This is a genomic window from Massilia sp. BSC265 (genome assembly GCF_000740675.1).
In the GTDB taxonomy this organism is placed as follows: domain Bacteria; phylum Pseudomonadota; class Gammaproteobacteria; order Burkholderiales; family Burkholderiaceae_D; genus Telluria.
The window spans coordinates 88492-103251 of record NZ_JPXI01000024.1 but is presented as its reverse complement, the minus strand read 5'-3'; the positions used below and the strand labels follow the sequence as shown (position 1 = coordinate 103251).

Annotated in this window: 17 protein-coding genes; 1 reads left to right on the top strand and 16 read right to left on the bottom strand. The window is 68.0% G+C overall.

Features of this window, described 5'->3' with window-relative positions; all coding sequences use genetic code 11:
* Nucleotides 1–146: 146 nt before the first annotated feature.
* Both MA09_RS05075 and MA09_RS05070 read right to left on the bottom strand, forming a co-directional pair.
* The gene (locus MA09_RS05075) at nucleotides 147–797 is read right to left on the bottom strand and encodes a 3-oxoacid CoA-transferase subunit B (protein ID WP_081897427.1); all 651 of its coding nucleotides are present in this window, start codon (nucleotides 795–797) and stop codon (nucleotides 147–149) included.
* 20 nt (nucleotides 798–817) lie between these two features.
* Entirely contained in the window at nucleotides 818–1516 is a 699-nt protein-coding gene (locus MA09_RS05070; RefSeq protein ID WP_036206847.1) for a CoA transferase subunit A, read from the bottom strand.
* 114 nt (nucleotides 1517–1630) lie between these two features.
* On the opposite strand from MA09_RS05070, the gene MA09_RS05065 reads away from it, so the two are divergent.
* On the top strand, nucleotides 1631–2227 hold the full coding sequence (locus MA09_RS05065; RefSeq protein WP_051933186.1) for a LuxR C-terminal-related transcriptional regulator: 597 nt from the start codon (nucleotides 1631–1633) through the stop codon (nucleotides 2225–2227).
* A 10-nt stretch (nucleotides 2228–2237) separates the two neighbouring features.
* On the opposite strand, the gene MA09_RS05060 is transcribed toward MA09_RS05065, so the two are convergent.
* Genes MA09_RS05060 through MA09_RS04995 form a run of 14 tightly spaced genes read right to left on the bottom strand, consistent with a single transcriptional unit; the run spans nucleotide 2238 to nucleotide 14760 of the window.
* Nucleotides 2238–2831: a 4'-phosphopantetheinyl transferase superfamily protein gene (locus MA09_RS05060; protein ID WP_229440564.1), complete on the bottom strand. Its 594-nt coding sequence runs from the start codon at nucleotides 2829–2831 to the stop codon at nucleotides 2238–2240.
* Nucleotides 2832–2862: 31 nt separating this feature from the next.
* A complete protein-coding gene (locus MA09_RS05055) occupies nucleotides 2863–3309 on the bottom strand; it encodes a heavy metal-binding domain-containing protein (protein ID WP_036245927.1) in 447 nt (148 codons plus the stop codon).
* A 30-nt stretch (nucleotides 3310–3339) separates the two neighbouring features.
* Nucleotides 3340–3939, bottom strand: a complete 600-nt coding sequence (locus tag MA09_RS05050) for a hypothetical protein (RefSeq protein WP_051933184.1) — start codon at nucleotides 3937–3939, stop codon at nucleotides 3340–3342.
* 11 nt (nucleotides 3940–3950) lie between these two features.
* Nucleotides 3951–5195, bottom strand: coding sequence for a beta-ketoacyl-ACP synthase (locus MA09_RS05045; protein WP_036245926.1), 1245 nt, complete (start codon nucleotides 5193–5195; stop codon nucleotides 3951–3953).
* A complete protein-coding gene (fabG, locus tag MA09_RS05040; RefSeq protein ID WP_036245925.1) occupies nucleotides 5192–5926 on the bottom strand; it encodes a 3-oxoacyl-ACP reductase FabG in 735 nt (244 codons plus the stop codon). Before fabG ends, MA09_RS05045 begins: the two co-directional genes overlap by 4 nt.
* Nucleotides 5923–6408, bottom strand: coding sequence for a hotdog family protein (locus MA09_RS05035; protein ID WP_036245924.1), 486 nt, complete (start codon nucleotides 6406–6408; stop codon nucleotides 5923–5925). The genes fabG and MA09_RS05035 overlap by 4 nt, the downstream gene beginning before the upstream one ends.
* Nucleotides 6405–7592 carry a beta-ketoacyl-ACP synthase gene (locus tag MA09_RS05030; RefSeq protein ID WP_036245922.1) on the bottom strand — a complete coding sequence of 396 codons (1188 nt, stop codon included), beginning with the start codon at nucleotides 7590–7592 and terminating at the stop codon, nucleotides 6405–6407. Before MA09_RS05030 ends, MA09_RS05035 begins: the two co-directional genes overlap by 4 nt.
* A gap of 1 nt (nucleotide 7593) precedes the next feature.
* Nucleotides 7594–8145 carry a DUF3261 domain-containing protein gene (locus tag MA09_RS05025; protein ID WP_036245920.1) on the bottom strand — a complete coding sequence of 184 codons (552 nt, stop codon included), beginning with the start codon at nucleotides 8143–8145 and terminating at the stop codon, nucleotides 7594–7596.
* Nucleotides 8123–10489: an MMPL family transporter gene (locus tag MA09_RS05020; protein ID WP_036245918.1), complete on the bottom strand. Its 2367-nt coding sequence runs from the start codon at nucleotides 10487–10489 to the stop codon at nucleotides 8123–8125. Before MA09_RS05020 ends, MA09_RS05025 begins: the two co-directional genes overlap by 23 nt.
* Nucleotides 10486–11088: an outer membrane lipoprotein carrier protein LolA gene (locus MA09_RS05015; RefSeq protein WP_036245917.1), complete on the bottom strand. Its 603-nt coding sequence runs from the start codon at nucleotides 11086–11088 to the stop codon at nucleotides 10486–10488. The genes MA09_RS05020 and MA09_RS05015 overlap by 4 nt, the downstream gene beginning before the upstream one ends.
* Nucleotides 11085–11519, bottom strand: a complete 435-nt coding sequence (locus tag MA09_RS05010) for a thioesterase family protein (RefSeq protein ID WP_036245916.1) — start codon at nucleotides 11517–11519, stop codon at nucleotides 11085–11087. Before MA09_RS05010 ends, MA09_RS05015 begins: the two co-directional genes overlap by 4 nt.
* Nucleotides 11512–13071 (bottom strand): histidine ammonia-lyase, encoded by a 1560-nt coding sequence (gene hutH, locus MA09_RS05005; protein WP_036245915.1) that lies wholly within the window; start codon nucleotides 13069–13071, stop codon nucleotides 11512–11514. Before hutH ends, MA09_RS05010 begins: the two co-directional genes overlap by 8 nt.
* Nucleotides 13058–14005, bottom strand: a complete 948-nt coding sequence (locus MA09_RS05000; RefSeq protein WP_036246166.1) for an acyltransferase — start codon at nucleotides 14003–14005, stop codon at nucleotides 13058–13060. Before MA09_RS05000 ends, hutH begins: the two co-directional genes overlap by 14 nt.
* Complete coding sequence (locus MA09_RS04995; RefSeq protein WP_036245914.1) at nucleotides 14005–14760, bottom strand: glycosyltransferase family 2 protein; 756 nt, start codon at nucleotides 14758–14760, stop codon at nucleotides 14005–14007. The genes MA09_RS05000 and MA09_RS04995 overlap by 1 nt, the downstream gene beginning before the upstream one ends.

Below are 14760 nucleotides of genomic sequence, written 5' to 3'. Positions count from 1 at the left end.
CCCGCAAGGTTGCGGGCCTGGATCGGAGCCGCTGGACGGGACGCCGTCGCAGCGGTTTTTTTTGCCAAAGCCGGATTGAAAACAAGCCCGGGCGCTCGCGCGGCCGGGCCTGCCTGTCGACGGGCGGCGCAAGCCGCCCGTTTGCCTTACACCGCCGACACGTCCAGCTCGCAGCCGGTCGCGCTCAGCACCTGCTCCTTGGTCACGCCCGGCGCCAGCTCCACCAGCTTGAGGCCGGTCTCAAGGACGTCCATGACGCCCAGGTCGGTGATGATGCGGTCCACCACGCCCACGCCGGTCAGCGGCAGGTCGCACTTCTTCAGGATCTTGTGCGAAGTGGTGCCGTCCTTGGCGGTGGCGACGTGCTCCATCACGACCACCACGCGCTTGACGCCGGCCACCAGGTCCATCGCGCCGCCCATGCCCTTGACCATTTTGCCCGGAATCATCCAGTTGGCCAGGTCGCCGCGCTCGGACACCTGCATCGCGCCCAGGATCGCCAGGTTGATCTTGCCGCCGCGGATCATGCCGAAGGAATCGGCCGAGCTGAAGTAGGCGGCGCCGGGCAGCGCCGTCACGGTCTGCTTGCCGGCGTTGATCAGGTCGGCGTCGACCTCCTCTTCCGTCGGGAAGGGGCCGATGCCCAGCAAGCCGTTTTCCGACTGCAGGAAGACCTCGATATCGTTCGGGACGTAGTTCGCCATCAGGGTCGGCAGGCCGATGCCCAGGTTCACATAGAAACCGTCCTGCAGTTCCTTCGCCGCGCGCGCGGCCATTTCATCACGAGTCCAAGCCATGTTCTGTCTCCGGTGATTCTTTAGTTGGCGCGCACGGTGCGCTGTTCGATGCGCTTTTCCGGCGTCGGGTTGTGGACGATGCGGTGCACGAAGATGCTCGGGGTGTGTACCTGGTCCGGATCGATCTCGCCGATCTCGACCAGCTCCTCGACTTCCACGATGCAGATCTTGCCGGCGGTAGCGACGTTCGGATTGAAGTTGCGCGCGGTCTTGCGGTACAGAAGATTGCCTGCCTTGTCGGCCTTCCAGGCCTTCACCAATGAGACGTCGGGCAGCAGCGAACGCTCCATCACGTAGTGCTCGCCGTCGAACTCGCGGGTTTCCTTGCCCTCGGCGACGATGGTGCCGTAGCCGGTCTTGGTGTAGAATGCCGGGATGCCGGCGCCACCGGCGCGCAGCTTCTCGGCCAGCGTGCCCTGCGGGGTGAATTCGAGTTCGAGTTCGCCGGCCAGGAACTGGCGTGCGAACTCCTTGTTTTCGCCGACATAGGATGAGATCATCTTCTTGATCTGGCGGGTTTCCAGCAGCTGGCCCAGGCCGAAACCGTCCACGCCCGCATTGTTCGAAATGGCCGTCAGGTTCTTGACGCCGGAATCGCGCAGCGCTGCGATCAGCGCTTCCGGAATGCCGCACAGGCCGAAGCCGCCCACGGCGATGGTCTGGCCGTCTGCAACGATGCCGGCGAGCGCCGACTTCGCATCAGGATACACTTTGTTCATACCCGTCCCTTTTATAGGTTAAGCGAAAAGCTCTTCTGTACTACAGAGTAGAGTCTCAGCATAAAATACGCTGTACTGAATAACAATACCGTAGAAATACGGGCCGCCCCGTCCATGAGCCGAGCAGTCGATCCAAGTCAAGTGAAGCCAGCCGCGCCGCCAATCGCTTCCATCGATTACGAGATGATATTCCAGCATGCGCCGGTGGGGATGTGCGTGTCGTCCGACCGCGTGATCCAGTCCTGCAACCGGGCGCTGGCGGCGATGTTCGGCTACGCCGAGGGGGACTTGAACGGCCAGTCCTTCAGCGTACTCTACCCGACCATGGACGAGTTCCTGCGCACCGGCGACCGTATCGTGCCGATCATGAACGCCAAGGGACGCTATTCGGACGAGCGCATCATGCGCCGCGCGGACGGCGAGCTGTTCTGGTGCCACGTGACCGGACGCGCGCTCGATCCGGCGCAACCCTTGGGTGCGGGCGTCTGGACCTTCGAGGATGTGAGCGAGAAGCGGCCGGTGTCGGCCGAGCTCACCCCGAGAGAGCGGGAGATCGCCGCCCTGCTGGTCGAAGGCAAGACCAGCAAGATGATTGCGCGCGAGACCGACCTGAGCCCGCGTACGGTGGAGATGCACCGGGCCAGCCTGATGCGCAAATTTGCGGCCTCGACCTCGTCGGAGCTGGTGCACAAGCTGGTGGGGGCGCGCTGAGCGCAGGCAGTCAGGGAGAATCCAGGCTGACGAACTCGATCTCCGGCATCGCCGCCAGCGTCGCGGCGCACGCCAGTGCCCCCGACAAGCCTGCACGTTCGAAAGCGACCATGGCGCCGACAGGCGCGCCGAGCTTGATGCGGGCTTCCTGCTCGCACCACATGCGATAGAAAAGAGGCAAACGTTCTTGCGTGCCATGGGCGCGCAAGCGCTCGACCTCGTCCGGCCCGAATGCCTGCTCCGCCAGCGCCAGCAAGTCGCGCTGCGGATCGATCCGCTCGATGTCGAGCCCGAGCGCCGTCTCCGTGCTGGCGGCGCAGGCGACCCAGGGACCGGTGTGCGAGATGCTGAACCCGACCGCGGAAGCAGTCGGAGACGTCAACACAGGCGCCTGGCCCGGCCGTTCGTGCAGCAGGATCCCGGCCGGCGCGACGCCGAGCAAGCGGCCCAGCGCCAGCCGCAGCAGGACCCGTCCGGCCAGGAACTGGCGGCGCCGCTCGGCGCGTACGAACCCCGTATGGCGCCGCCGTTCGCCCTCGCCCAGCCAGGACACGTGAGCGGCGAGCGCGTCGTCCGGTAATGTACCCGTCTCCGTCAGCCACACGAGGGTGCCGCACGCTGCCGCCATGCCGGTGTTACTGCTTGATCTTGACGAACTCGCCCTTGAGCGCGACGCCGGTCATCATCGCCCCGTCGTGGCATTCGAACTCGGTCGCGCTCGCATGTTCCACGTTCTTGTAGTTGCTGACGATGTTGACGACGGCGTTCGCGCCCAGTTCGCGTGCGCGCTCCTGCAGGCGCAGCATGGCCGACAGGAAGGCCCAGTTGCAGGCGGTTTCGGCCGACTTGCCGAAGGAGTTGGTCTTCTGGCTGGTCTTGTCCGTGCCGAGGCGCTCGAGGATGGGCGGGGTCTTCTGGTCGCCGAAGTAGAACTGCACGGTGTCCCCGAGGCGGTTCTTGGCATCGTTGGCGGCCATGGCGTTGGCGATCGGCAGCATGTGCTTGGTGTCGCGCGCCTGGGCGGGGGCGATGGCGGAGATGGCGGCCGCGCTCACGGCGATCGTCAGGAGCAGTTTCTTCATTTTCTTATCCCTCTTGGTGGTTGAAAGCCTTCAGTTCGCGGCGATCGCGGCGGCGTCGGCGCCGGTCGGTCCGCCGACCGCCTTGCTGTAGTTCGCGATGATGTAGTCGCTGGCCAGCTTCGAGACGCGGGTCAGCATCAGGTTGTCCTGCGCGCCCAGGGTGAAGCCGCCGCTCATGGCGCTGGCGCGCTGGAAGAACTCCGGCGTCGCGATGACCTTGCCCGACTGGTCACGGAAGCTCACGCGTAACAGCACGCCCGAACTGCCGGCCAGCGGCCCGAGAAACACGCGCTTGGTGCTGCTCTTGAACGACATCTCCTCGACGATCGGCTCGATCGTCAGGGTGCGGCCGTTGTCGCGCGCGCGGTTCCACTGCTGTACCGACGCGCCCAGGTTCTTGTCGAGGTTGCCCGCGATCTTCGCCAGCGCGCCCGGGTCGCCCTTGTAGCCCGGCGCGAACGCCACCGGTTTGAGGACGATCCGGCCATAGGACGAGAAGGCCTCGCTCGGCGCCGGATTGTGGGAAGTCGAGGCCTTGATCCTGGTGGCGCAGGCACTCATCAAGGGAAGGACGGCGGCGATCGAGACGGCCAGCAATACACGGCGCTGCTTGTTTATGTCTTTGTTCATGTTTTCTCCTGTCAGGGACGGTGCCGTTTGAAAATCAGCGACGTGTTGATGCCGCCAAAAGCGAAATTGTTCGACATGACGTACTCGCAGTCGAGCCGGCGCCCTTCGCCGCGGATGTAGTCCAGCGATCCGCATTCCGGATCGACTTCGTTCAGGTTCAGGGTCGGCGCGAACCAGCCTTCGCGCATCATCTCGATGCTGATCCAGGCTTCCAGCGCGCCGCAGGCGCCGAGGGTATGGCCCATGTAGCTCTTGAGGGAGCTGAACGGCACGCGGCTGCCGAACAAAGAGGACGTCGCCCGGGTCTCGGCCACGTCGCCCTGCTGGGTTGCAGTGCCGTGCGCGTTGACGTAGCCGATCGCTTCCGGCGCAAGGCCGGCATCGTCGAGCGCCAGCGCCATCGCCTGGCCCATGGTGGCGGAGTTCGGCTGGGTCACGTGGCTGCCGTCGCTATTGGTGCCGAAGCCCACCAGCTCCGCGTAGACGGCGGCGCCGCGTGCCAGGGCATGCTCGCGCTCTTCCAGGATCAGGCAGCCGGCGCCCTCGCCGATCACCAGGCCGTCGCGCTTGCGATCGAAGGGCGACGGGGTAGCCTGCGGGCTGTCGTTGCGCACGCTGGTGGCGAACAGGGTGTCGAACACCGCGGCCTCGGTGGCGCACAGCTCCTCGGCGCCGCCGGCGATCATCGCCAGCTGCTTGCCGCTCTGGATTGCCTCAAAGGCGTAGCCGATGCCCTGACTGCCCGAGGTGCAGGCCGACGAGGTGGTGATCACTCGTCCCGTCAGGCCGAAGAACACGCCGATGTTCACCGGCGCCGTATGGGCCATCATCTTGATGTAGGTAGTCGCGTTGATGCCGCGCGTGGTGCGCTCCTCGATCATGCGGCCGAAATCGCCGATCGCGCTGGTGGTGCCGGCCGAGGAGCCGAAGGACACGCCCATCTGCCCGCTCTTGAGCAGCGGATGCTCGAGCAGGCCGGCGTCCTGCAGGGCCAGCTCGGTGGCGCGGGTCGCCAGCAGCGCCACGCGGCCCATGCTGCGGGTGGACTTGCGGTCGTAGCGGTTTGAGAGCTCGAAAGGCGCGGCCGGCGCACCGAGCTGGGTGTTCAGGCCCTCGTAGCTGGACCAGTCGTCCATGCGCACGACGGCGTTGCGGTAATCGCCCAGGCGGGCGCGGATGGCGGTCCAGTCGTTGCCGAGCGGGCTGATGCCGCCCATGCCCGTGACGACGACGCGCCGTTTCGTATTACCCCTCATGCCAGGCCTCCGTTCACGGAGAGGACCTGGCGGGTGACGTAGCCTGCGTCCTCGGACATCAGGTAGCTGACCGCCGCCGCCACTTCTTCCGGACGGCCGACGCGGCGCGCCGGCACCAGTTTCAGCGCCTCTTCCATCGGCACGTCGGCGATCATCTCGGTCTCGATCAGGCCGGGCGCAACGCAGTTGACGGTGATGTCGCGCTTGGCCAGTTCCAGCGCCAGCGCCTTGGTGGCGCCGATGATGCCGGCCTTGGCCGCGCTGTAGTTCACCTGCCCGCGGTTGCCGACCAGGCCGGAGACCGACGCCACGGTGACGATGCGGCCCGGCTTGCGGCGCTGGACCATCGGCATCACCAGCGGGTTGAGGACGTTGAAGAAGCCGTCCAGGTTGGTGCCCAGTACCTGGTCCCATTCCTCGCCCGTCATCGCCGGGAAGGCAGTATCGCGCGCCACGCCGGCGTTGCAGACCACGCCATAATAGCAGCCGTGCTGCTCGATGTCGGCCGCGAGGGCGGCGGCCGTCGCTTCGCGCTCGCCGATATCGAACTGGAGCACGCGCGCCGCCCCGCCCGCTTCGATGATTTGCGCGGCGACGGCGTCGGCCTCGTCGCGCCGGCTACGGCAGTGCACGACCACCCCGTAGCCGTCGCGCGCGATACGCAGCGCGATGGCTTTGCCGATGCCGCGCGACGAACCCGTCACCAGCACGCTTTTCTGGATACACCTCATACGGAACTCCGTTGCAAGAACTCTTCAACATGATCGGGCTGGAACACGGTAATGGTGGCCGTGGCCACTTCCATGCCGCTGCCGGCGTCTTCGATGCGGCAGTCGAATGCACCCAGGCCGTTCTCGCCCTGCAGGGCGTGGCGAACGTGGATCCGCAGCACGCGGCCGACCGGGAAAGCAGGCACGCTGCAGGCATACTTGCGCGCGCCGAGCAGGAAGCCGACCCGCACCGGCTCGCCGCGCTGCCGCGCGCACCAGCCGGCATGGGCGGCCACCGCCTGCGCCATGTACTCGACCCCAACCCAGGCGCCCACCTGGCCGTCGGCGCAGAACATGCTCTCAGGGGTGATGTCGACCTCGGCGGTGAGTGTCTCGGCATCGGCTTCCACAAAGCGGCCGAGCAGCGACATGGCGCCGCCGTGCGGCACCAGGCTGTGGATGTCGGGCCGGAGCAACCGCTTCGGCTGGACCATCTGATTCATCGCACCCTCCCGAACACTAGGCTCGCGTTGGAACCGCCGAACGCGAAGGAATTGCTGAGCGCATGGCGTATCGGGCGGCCCAGGCGCGCGCCCTTCTCCGCCACGTTCAGTCGCGGCAAGGCCGGATCCGGATCGCCGCCCCACAGGTGCGGCGGCAGCAGCCCTTCCGGGTTATCGTCCTGCATCGCGAGCCAGCAGAATGCCGCCTCGACGGCGCCGGCCGCGCCCAGCGTGTGGCCGGTAAAAGGCTTGGTCGAGCTGACGGCGACCCCGGCGCCGAACAGCGCTTCCACCGCGCGCGATTCCATGGCATCGTTCTGGACGGTAGCGGTGCCGTGCAGGTTGATGTAGTCCACCTGGTCCGGTTTGATCCCGGCGCGCGCGAGGGCTTCGCGCATGGCGATGCGGGCGCCGCCGCCTTCCGGATCGGGCGCCGACATGTGGTAGCCGTCGGAGGACTCGCCCCAGCCGCACAGCGCCACCGCGGCCGGCTCGCGGGTGATCAGGAAGAGCGCGGCGCCCTCCCCGATGTTGATGCCATTGCGGCTCGCGCCGAGGGGATTGCAGGGCACGCTGCTGACCGATTCCAGCGCGCCGAAACCGGCCACGGTGAAACCGCACAGGGTATCCACTCCGCCGGCCAGGACGGCGTCGCACAGGTCCATGCGGATCAGGCGCGCGGCGCTGGCCAGCGCCTTGGCGCTCGACGAACAGGCGCTCGAATGCACGTAGGCCGGCCCAAGGGCGCCCAGTTCGCGCGCCAGCAGCTCGGCCGGCGAACCCATCTCCTGCTGGCCGTAGTGGAAGCCGGCCGGCAACGCGTCCGTCGCATGTTTCGCCGCCAGCGCCGCTTCGGTCTCGCCCACGCCCGAGGTGCTGGTGCCGACGATGACTCCGACGCGGTGGGCGCCGTAGCGGGCGATGGCACTCTCCACCGCCGGACGGATCCGGACCAGTGCGGCCAGCGCCAGCCCGTTGTTACGACTGCGCAAGGGCAGCGGCAGGTGGTCGAGGGGTGGCAAGGCGGTCTTGACGCGGCCGAGCGGCAGCAACCGGCCCGGCGAGCAGGCGTCCGACAGTTCGAGGCCGCTTTCGGCATCGAGCAAGAGGCGGCGCCGGACCATGGCCAGGTCGTCGCCCAGTGCGCAGACCAGTGCGCATTCGTTCAGGTACAGGGTAGTCATCTCATTCGCTGGCCGACACCACGGTCAGCCGGTATTTGTAGCGCAGGTTGTCCAGCACGGCGGTGCCGTGCCAGCGCGGCGTGCCGCTGTAATCGATGGTCGCCACCACTACGCCCTCGCGGCGCAGCGTGCGGCGCAGGCCCTGCTCCTCGATCTGCCAGCCGCTGGGCAAGGCCTCGGCGATCCGGTCCACCGGCCACAGGGTCAGCTGCAGGTCCTCGAGCACGTCGGCGGCGCGCACCTGGCTTGGGAGCATCGGATGGCGCCATTCGCTCAGCTCGCGGCCGTCGAAGTCCAGGCTCAGCACCCGCATGCCGAGCGCCAGGCCGACCAGGCTGATGCGACTGGCATCCACCTCGAGGGCGGCGTCGAGGTCATTGGTCTTGCCGTCGCGCTCGACGCTCAAGTGCTGCTGCAGGCTGATGGTCTCGCCCAGCGCGGACGGCGCCAGGCGCAGGCCGAGGCGCGCGGGCGCGGGCGGCGTCGCCGCGCAAGCCGTAAGCATCAGGGCGCACATGATGGCGCCGCGTTTAAACCAGGACAGGCGACGCATCGATTTCTTCCTTTGTCACGATGAAGCAGGGAGCGACCAGCCAGACCAGCGCGGTCCCGGCCAGCATGGTTAGGCCGAAAGCCTGCAGCGCCGGCGTGCCGCTCAGGGCCAGCAGGCCGAAGGACAGGATGGTGCTGGCCGCCGACAGGCCCACGGCCAGCCAGGGCGCGTCCGCGTCGTGTTCCGACTCTTCCTGCAGGAAGATGCCGTAGTCGACGCCTACCCCCAACAGCAGCATCAGGGCCAGCACGTGGAACAGCTGCAGGCTCTGGCCGGCAAAGCCCAGCAGCGCCAGGGTCAGCACGGTAGCGGCCGCGGTCGGGGCCAGCACGCGCCAGGTGCGGCCGCGGTAGCGCGGCAGCAGCACCGTAAACACCACCGCGTACGCGCCCAGCACCACCCAGCCCATGTCGGCGCGGTAGCGCCCCAGCAGCGCGGAGATGCCGCCGACCTTGTCGACCCACTGCACGCCCTCCAGCCCCTCGGCCGCCTGTGCGAGCGCCGGGATCGACGCATAGCGCATACCGCGCAGACCGACGATGCTTGCATGGACTCCTTCCACCTCGCCCAGCCACAGGTGGCGCCAGGGTTCGCTGGCCGGCGTCTGCAGAAAGGCATTGAGCGTCATCGGTGCAGCGAGGGCGCGCAGGTGGGTGGCCGTGGCCGCAGTCCAGGACGGGTCTTCGCCGATCTCCTGCGCCAGCACCGCCAGCGCGCCGTGCGCGCCCAGCAGCTGGTCCTCGACCAGCTTCAGGCGCGCGGCCTGGGCCTGGCTGGACGGCACCCAGTTCGACAGTGCCTGGTAACCGGCGATGTCGCCCTGGGTCACCAGCGGGTCGAGGCGGCGCTTGAGCGCTTCCTCCCGCTGCAAGACGTCTTCGCTGGTCGCGCCGCGCACCAGGTAGTATTGCACCGGGCTCGGGGCGTCGAGCAGCTTGCCCAGCCTGATCTGGTCGCGTACCAGTTCGGGCGGCGAGGATTGCAGCGAGCGGATGTCGTCGTTGACCTGCAGGCGCGCGCAGCCCAGCACCGCAAAGCCGCCCAGCAGCGCTACCACCAGCAGCGACACGATGCCGCTCGACGCGCGCGGCCAGCGCGCCACCATGCCGCGGTAGCGCCCCGCCAGCCATCCGGAGCGCAGGCTGCGGCCGTGGACCAGCGCCGGGAACCAGCACACCACGGTAAGCCAGGCGAACACCAGGCCCAGGCCGGAGAACACCGCCATGTGGCGCAGGCCCGGGAACGGCGTCAGCGCCAGGCCCATGTAGCCGATCACGGCCGCCAGCAGGGTCAGGCCGAGGCCGGGCAGCAGGCGCCGCATCAGGCGTTGGGAATCGAGCGCCCGATCGGCTCCCAGGCGGTGACAAAGAAAATAGATGCCGTAGTCCTGGGCCACGCCGATCAGGCTGGCGCCGAACACGAGCGTCAGCAGATGGATTTGGCCGAACAGCAGCCAGCACGCCGACAGCGCGCCCAGGAAGCCGATGCCGATTGCCGTCAGGGTAAGCGCGATCGGTTTGACCGAGCGAAAGGTCAGCCAGGTGAGCAGGACGATGCCGATCATCGAGCCGACGCCGATGGTGCGGATCTCGCGGCTGGCCTGGCGGCCGGCCGCCGCCGCGTGCAGCACGACGCCGGCCTTGATCACTTCCACTGCGGGCACGGCACGGCGCGCTTCAAGCGTGGCGCGCTCCAGCAGCGGCACCACCGCCTCCTGCGCCGCCAGCGAGAATGCCGGCTCATGCAAGGTGTAGGTCAGCAGCACGTATTCACGTCCCTCGCCTGCCACGAACAGCTGGCCGTCGCGCGGTCGCACCGGGGTTTCGCCGGCGCGCTCCTGCGCCCAGCCGGCGAACAGGCCGAAGGGGTCGTCGCGGAAAGCGCCCAGCCTGGGGCCTGAGAAGGCGCTGTACAAGCCGGCCAGTGCCTTGTCGACCCAGAAGCGGGGTGGCTGCTCGCGTAATCGACCTTCGTCGGCGCCTCCTACCAGCAGGGTCGCATGCGGCAGCAGGCTCGCCAGCCAGCCCGCCTGTGCTTCTTCGCCCGGGGCATCCGGCGCCAGGAGGCCGGCATGCGGCGCCAGCGCGGACCGATACGCGTGGGCGGCGCGCACGGCTTCATCCCATTTCGCGGCGCCGACCAGCACCACCACGCGCTGCTGGGCGCTGTCGACCATATGGCTGAAGGATTGCTGCAGCACCGGGTCGCGCTCGTCCGCCGGCAGCAGGGCCAGGATATCGGTACCGGGCACGATGCGCTTGCCCAGCCACAGCCAGGCATTGTGCCCGACCAGCAGGCAGACGATCAGTGCCCAGACAAGGGCGAGGCGGCGCTGCGCGTTCACATCAAGGCCGTTTCTTCAGGCAGGACGGCCTGGGCGCCGGTCTTCAGCTCGCTGAAGACGATTTCGGTACGGTCACCGCCCTCGTCGACCATGCGGATGCTGCGCACGTAGGCGCCGCCTTCGAGCGAGATCGCCCCAACGGTGCGCACCACCGCGGGATTGCGCGCCTTTAGCGCAACGCGCCAGGAGTCGCCCGCCACGCTGCCGTCCACTTCGAACAGGCTTTCCAGCTGGCCCAGGTCGCCGCCCAGCAGCGCGAACAGTACGCCGTTGATCGTGCGCACGGTCGGCTCCTGGCTGGCCTCGAGGCGCATCGAGACCCGGGAACCCTGCATATGGACGATCTCGTCGCGCTTCAGGCGCAGCGTGTTCGGGAAAGGTTTCAGGGTGCGCCACAGCACGCCCTTGCCGGCGACGACGCAGAAGCGTCCGCTGGAGACCAGCGGCTTCTTCATGCCGGCCAGCTGCTTGGTCTGCTCGAAACGTCCGCACAGCTGCTCCGGCTTGGCCAACATGGACTGGATCTGGGCGAGCGGGGCTGCCGCCTGGGCGCATGCGCCGGCGGCGGCAAGGATCAGGGATGCCAGGATGCGTTTCACGTTGCATTCACTCCGAGCTTCTCGAACAGGATGGCCGGCGAGACGAAGCACATCTCGCCGGACTTGAGGTCGACCGCGACCTGGGTGGTGGTGGCCTTGTTGAGGCGCCTGCCGCTTTCCGCGTCGCTGATGACGTAGTCGATACGCAGGCGGTTCTCCCACTCGACGATCTCGGCGCGCAGCAGCAGGCGCTGGCCGAAGGCGGCGGGACCGGCGTAGCGCAGGTTCATCTCGATGATCGGCCACATATAGCCCGAGTCGCGCATCTGCTCGTAGTTGTAGCCGATGCTGTCGAGCAGCGCGCAGCGCGCCACCTCGAGGTACTTGACGTAGTTGCCGTGCCAGACGATCTGCATCGGGTCGAGGTCGAAGAACTGCACCTGGTGCTCGACCTCGGCCCACCATCGGCTGGGCGCCTTCACTCTACGCATACAGGCTCCAGGCCTGGTCGCGGATACGGCCCAGCAGGAGCTTCAGGTCCGGGTCGAGGCGGCGGTCCTCTTCTACCGGCGCCACGTCCTGGCCGAGCAGCGCGAGCATGCGCGCCAGCGGCGCCGGCAGCGGCTTGGCCGGGTCCACGCGCTGGCGCAGCCACACGCCCTGGCGCACCGTGATCAGGAGGCTTGCTGCGACCTGCTCGGTCAGCTCCAGCACCCGCAGGCAGTCGCGCGCGGCGATCGTGCCCATGCTGACCTTGTCCTGGTTGTGGCATTCAGTCGAGCGCGAGAACACCGAGGCCGGCATCGTGAGCTTGAGGGCTTCGGCAGTCCAGGCCGAGGCGCTGATCTGCAGCGCCTTCAGACCGTGGCTGATCGCGGCACGCCGGCCCTGCATCCCGGACAGGTTGGCGGGCAGGCCGGCGTTGTAGCGCGCATCCACCAGCAGCGCCATCTGGCGGTCGAGCAGGTCGGCCAGGTTCGCCACGGCATTCTTCATGCCGTCCATCGCGAAGGCGATGTGGCCGCCGTAGAAATGGCCGCCATGCAGCACGCGTTCGCCCTCGGCGTCGATGATCGGGTTGTCGTTGGCGCTGTTCAGTTCATTCTCGATCGCGGTACGGAAAAACGGCAGCGCGTCAGCCAGCACGCCGATCACGTGCGGGGCGCAACGGATCGAGTAGCGGTCCTGCAGGCGCTTGCCGTTGCGTTCCAGTTGGCCGGCATACTCCAGGTCCTGGCGCAGCCAGCTTGCCACCCCCTGCATGCCAGCGTGCGGCTTGACCGAGAACAGGGTCTCGTCGAAATGGTGGTCGTTGCCGTCCAGCGCAAACGAGGCCAGCGCGGTGATGCGGGTGACCAGGCGCGCGAGGTAGTCGGCGCGGTCCCAGGCCAGGCAGGCCAGGCCGGTCATGACGGCGGTGCCGTTCATGATCGCCAGCCCTTCCTTCGGCCGCAGGCGCAGCGGCGTGATGCCAGCATCACGCAGCGCCTGCGCCGCCGCAACCGGCACGCCGTCGCGCAGCACTTCGCGCTCGCCGCACAGCACTGCCGCCAGGTAGGACAGCGGGGTGAGGTCGCCGCTGGCGCCAACCGATCCCTCGCTCGGGATGAGCGGCAGCAGGCCGGCGTCGAACAGGCGCACGATCTGTTCCAGCAGGCCGACGCTCACCCCAGAGAAGCCTTTCGACAGCGAAGCCAGGCGCGCCGCCATCACGGCGCGGGTCTGCGTCGGATCCAGGTATGCGCCAAGGCCGCAACCGTGGTAGGTGTAAAGGTGGTGCGGCAGCTCGGTCACCAGGTCGAGCGGCACCGCCACCGTGCAGGAGTCGCCGTAGCCCGTGGTGACGCCGTAGATGGTGCCGTCCTCGCGCAGCAGGCGGTCGAGGAAATCGGCGCCTTTCGTGATCGCGGCGCGAAATTGCGGGTCATCCGACAGTGCGGGGCGTGCCGCGCCGCGCGCGATGGCGACGATGTCTTCCAGCGCCAGGCGCTCGCGGTCGAAGCGCACGGTGCGCCGGGGAGTCTTGAGGTCAGTGAGCTGCATGGGGACGTTCCGAATCGGGTAGATGCCAAAAATCGTAGAAGTTGAACCACTCGAGGGGCGAGCGGCGGGCGTGGTGTTCGAGGCGCGCAGCGTACTCGCCCACGAGTTCGGCAAGCAGCGCGTCGCGCCCGCGCCGCGGCAGGCGCACCTGCTCGCGCAGGCGTTCGAACCGGAGCGCATAGCCTTCACCTTCGCGGGTGGCAAACATGGTGTACAGTGGGCAGCCGAGCACCGAGGCCATCACGTAGGGACCGACGGGGAACGCGGCCGGCTGGCCCAGGAAAGGCGCGCATGCCACACGCCCGGCGCTCGACACGGGCACGCGGTCACCGGCGATAACGACGAACTCACCCCGCCCGATGCGCTCGGACAGTTGCATCGCCATTGCCGGCGTCATCTCGGTCACCTGCATCAGGTTGAGCTGGCTGCGCGGATCGAGTTTGGCCAGCATGTTGTTGAAGGCCTGGGCGTGGCGCGTGTGCACCAGCACCGTGATCCTCAAGCCCGGGGTACGCAGCGACAGCGCGCGGCACAGGTCCAGGTTGCCGAGGTGGGCGCAGACCAGCAGTGCGCCCTTGCCTTCGCGGATGCGCTGCCAGAGCGGCTCGGCCCCGACCACCTGCACGCGCGAAAAATCGAACAGGCCACCCCAGAGCAGCATCTTGTCGAGGATGGACTCGGCAAACGCCTGGAAATGGCGCAGCACGCCGAAGAAACCGGCAGGCAGGCCGATGCGGCGCAGGTAGTCGCCGGAAACACGGCGCGCACGGCCCTGGCTTGCCACGTACCAGAACAGCACAGGCACCAGCAGCACGCGAAAGGGCCAGCGGCCGAACACCCGGCAGACCCAGAACAGCAGGCGCATGCCGGCCACGAAGCTCGCTTCGTTGATGGCCGCCCAGTGGCGGGTGTCGGTGGGAGGGCTCGCCTGCATCATCTCGTGCGCCGGGAGCGGACCAGCAGCGCAGGAATGCGCGGCAGCATGCCGAAGAACAGGGCCACGTGCAGGCGCGTGATCAGGAAGTTGTCGGTCCAGGCCTTGAAGTGCGACACCCCGTCTTCCGGGTAGCCGACCCGCGTGGGCAGGTTGACGATCTCCACGCCGTCCCAGTACAGGCGCACCAGGATCTCGATGTCGAAATTCATGCGCAGCCCGAGGCGGCGGCGCGCGGCCAGCGCCAGCACGGGCGCCACCGGATAGACGCGGAAGCCGCACATCGAATCGCGGATCGCCAGCGACAGCGTATTGATCCAGACCCACACGTGGGTCAGGTAGCGCGCATACAGGCGCAGCGCCGGCACCGACTCGTCGTACATCGGGCAGCCGGCGACCACCGCCTGCGGCCGGGCACGTGCGGCCTCGAGAAAGCGCGGGATGTCGGCAACGCTGTGCTGGCCATCGGCGTCGACCTGCAGCACGTGGCTGTAGCCGTCGCGCGCGGCGCGCCTGAAGCCGCTCAGGACCGCCCCGCCCTTGCCCTGGTTGACGGCATGGCGCTCCAGCACCACGCGGTCGCGGTGCGCTGCGGCCAAGGCATCGAGCACGGCGGCGCAGGCCGGCGAGGAGCCGTCGTCCACCAGGATACAGGGCAGCCCGTGGGCAAGCACGCCGTCCAGTACCTTGGCGATGGCGTGCTCGTGGTTGTAGACCGGGATGACGACGCAGGGTTGGAATACGGCGGACTTCAC

Bases quoted from the DNA above. Each gene is read 5' to 3' on its own strand.
- MA09_RS05075 (WP_081897427.1), bottom strand. From the start codon at position 797: ATGGCTTGGACTCGTGATGAAATGGCCGCGCGCGCGGCGAAGGAACTG.
- MA09_RS05070 (WP_036206847.1), bottom strand. From the start codon at position 1,516: ATGAACAAAGTGTATCCTGATGCGAAGTCGGCGCTCGCCGGCATCGTT.
- MA09_RS05065 (WP_051933186.1), top strand. From the start codon at position 1,631: ATGAGCCGAGCAGTCGATCCAAGTCAAGTGAAGCCAGCCGCGCCGCCA.
- MA09_RS05055 (WP_036245927.1), bottom strand. From the start codon at position 3,309: ATGAAGAAACTGCTCCTGACGATCGCCGTGAGCGCGGCCGCCATCTCC.
- MA09_RS05050 (WP_051933184.1), bottom strand. From the start codon at position 3,939: ATGAACAAAGACATAAACAAGCAGCGCCGTGTATTGCTGGCCGTCTCG.
- MA09_RS05045 (WP_036245926.1), bottom strand. From the start codon at position 5,195: ATGAGGGGTAATACGAAACGGCGCGTCGTCGTCACGGGCATGGGCGGC.
- fabG (WP_036245925.1), bottom strand. From the start codon at position 5,926: ATGAGGTGTATCCAGAAAAGCGTGCTGGTGACGGGTTCGTCGCGCGGC.
- MA09_RS05035 (WP_036245924.1), bottom strand. From the start codon at position 6,408: ATGAATCAGATGGTCCAGCCGAAGCGGTTGCTCCGGCCCGACATCCAC.
- MA09_RS05030 (WP_036245922.1), bottom strand. From the start codon at position 7,592: ATGACTACCCTGTACCTGAACGAATGCGCACTGGTCTGCGCACTGGGC.
- MA09_RS05025 (WP_036245920.1), bottom strand. From the start codon at position 8,145: ATGCGTCGCCTGTCCTGGTTTAAACGCGGCGCCATCATGTGCGCCCTG.
- MA09_RS05010 (WP_036245916.1), bottom strand. From the start codon at position 11,519: ATGCGTAGAGTGAAGGCGCCCAGCCGATGGTGGGCCGAGGTCGAGCAC.
- hutH (WP_036245915.1), bottom strand. From the start codon at position 13,071: ATGCAGCTCACTGACCTCAAGACTCCCCGGCGCACCGTGCGCTTCGAC.
- MA09_RS05000 (WP_036246166.1), bottom strand. From the start codon at position 14,005: ATGCAGGCGAGCCCTCCCACCGACACCCGCCACTGGGCGGCCATCAAC.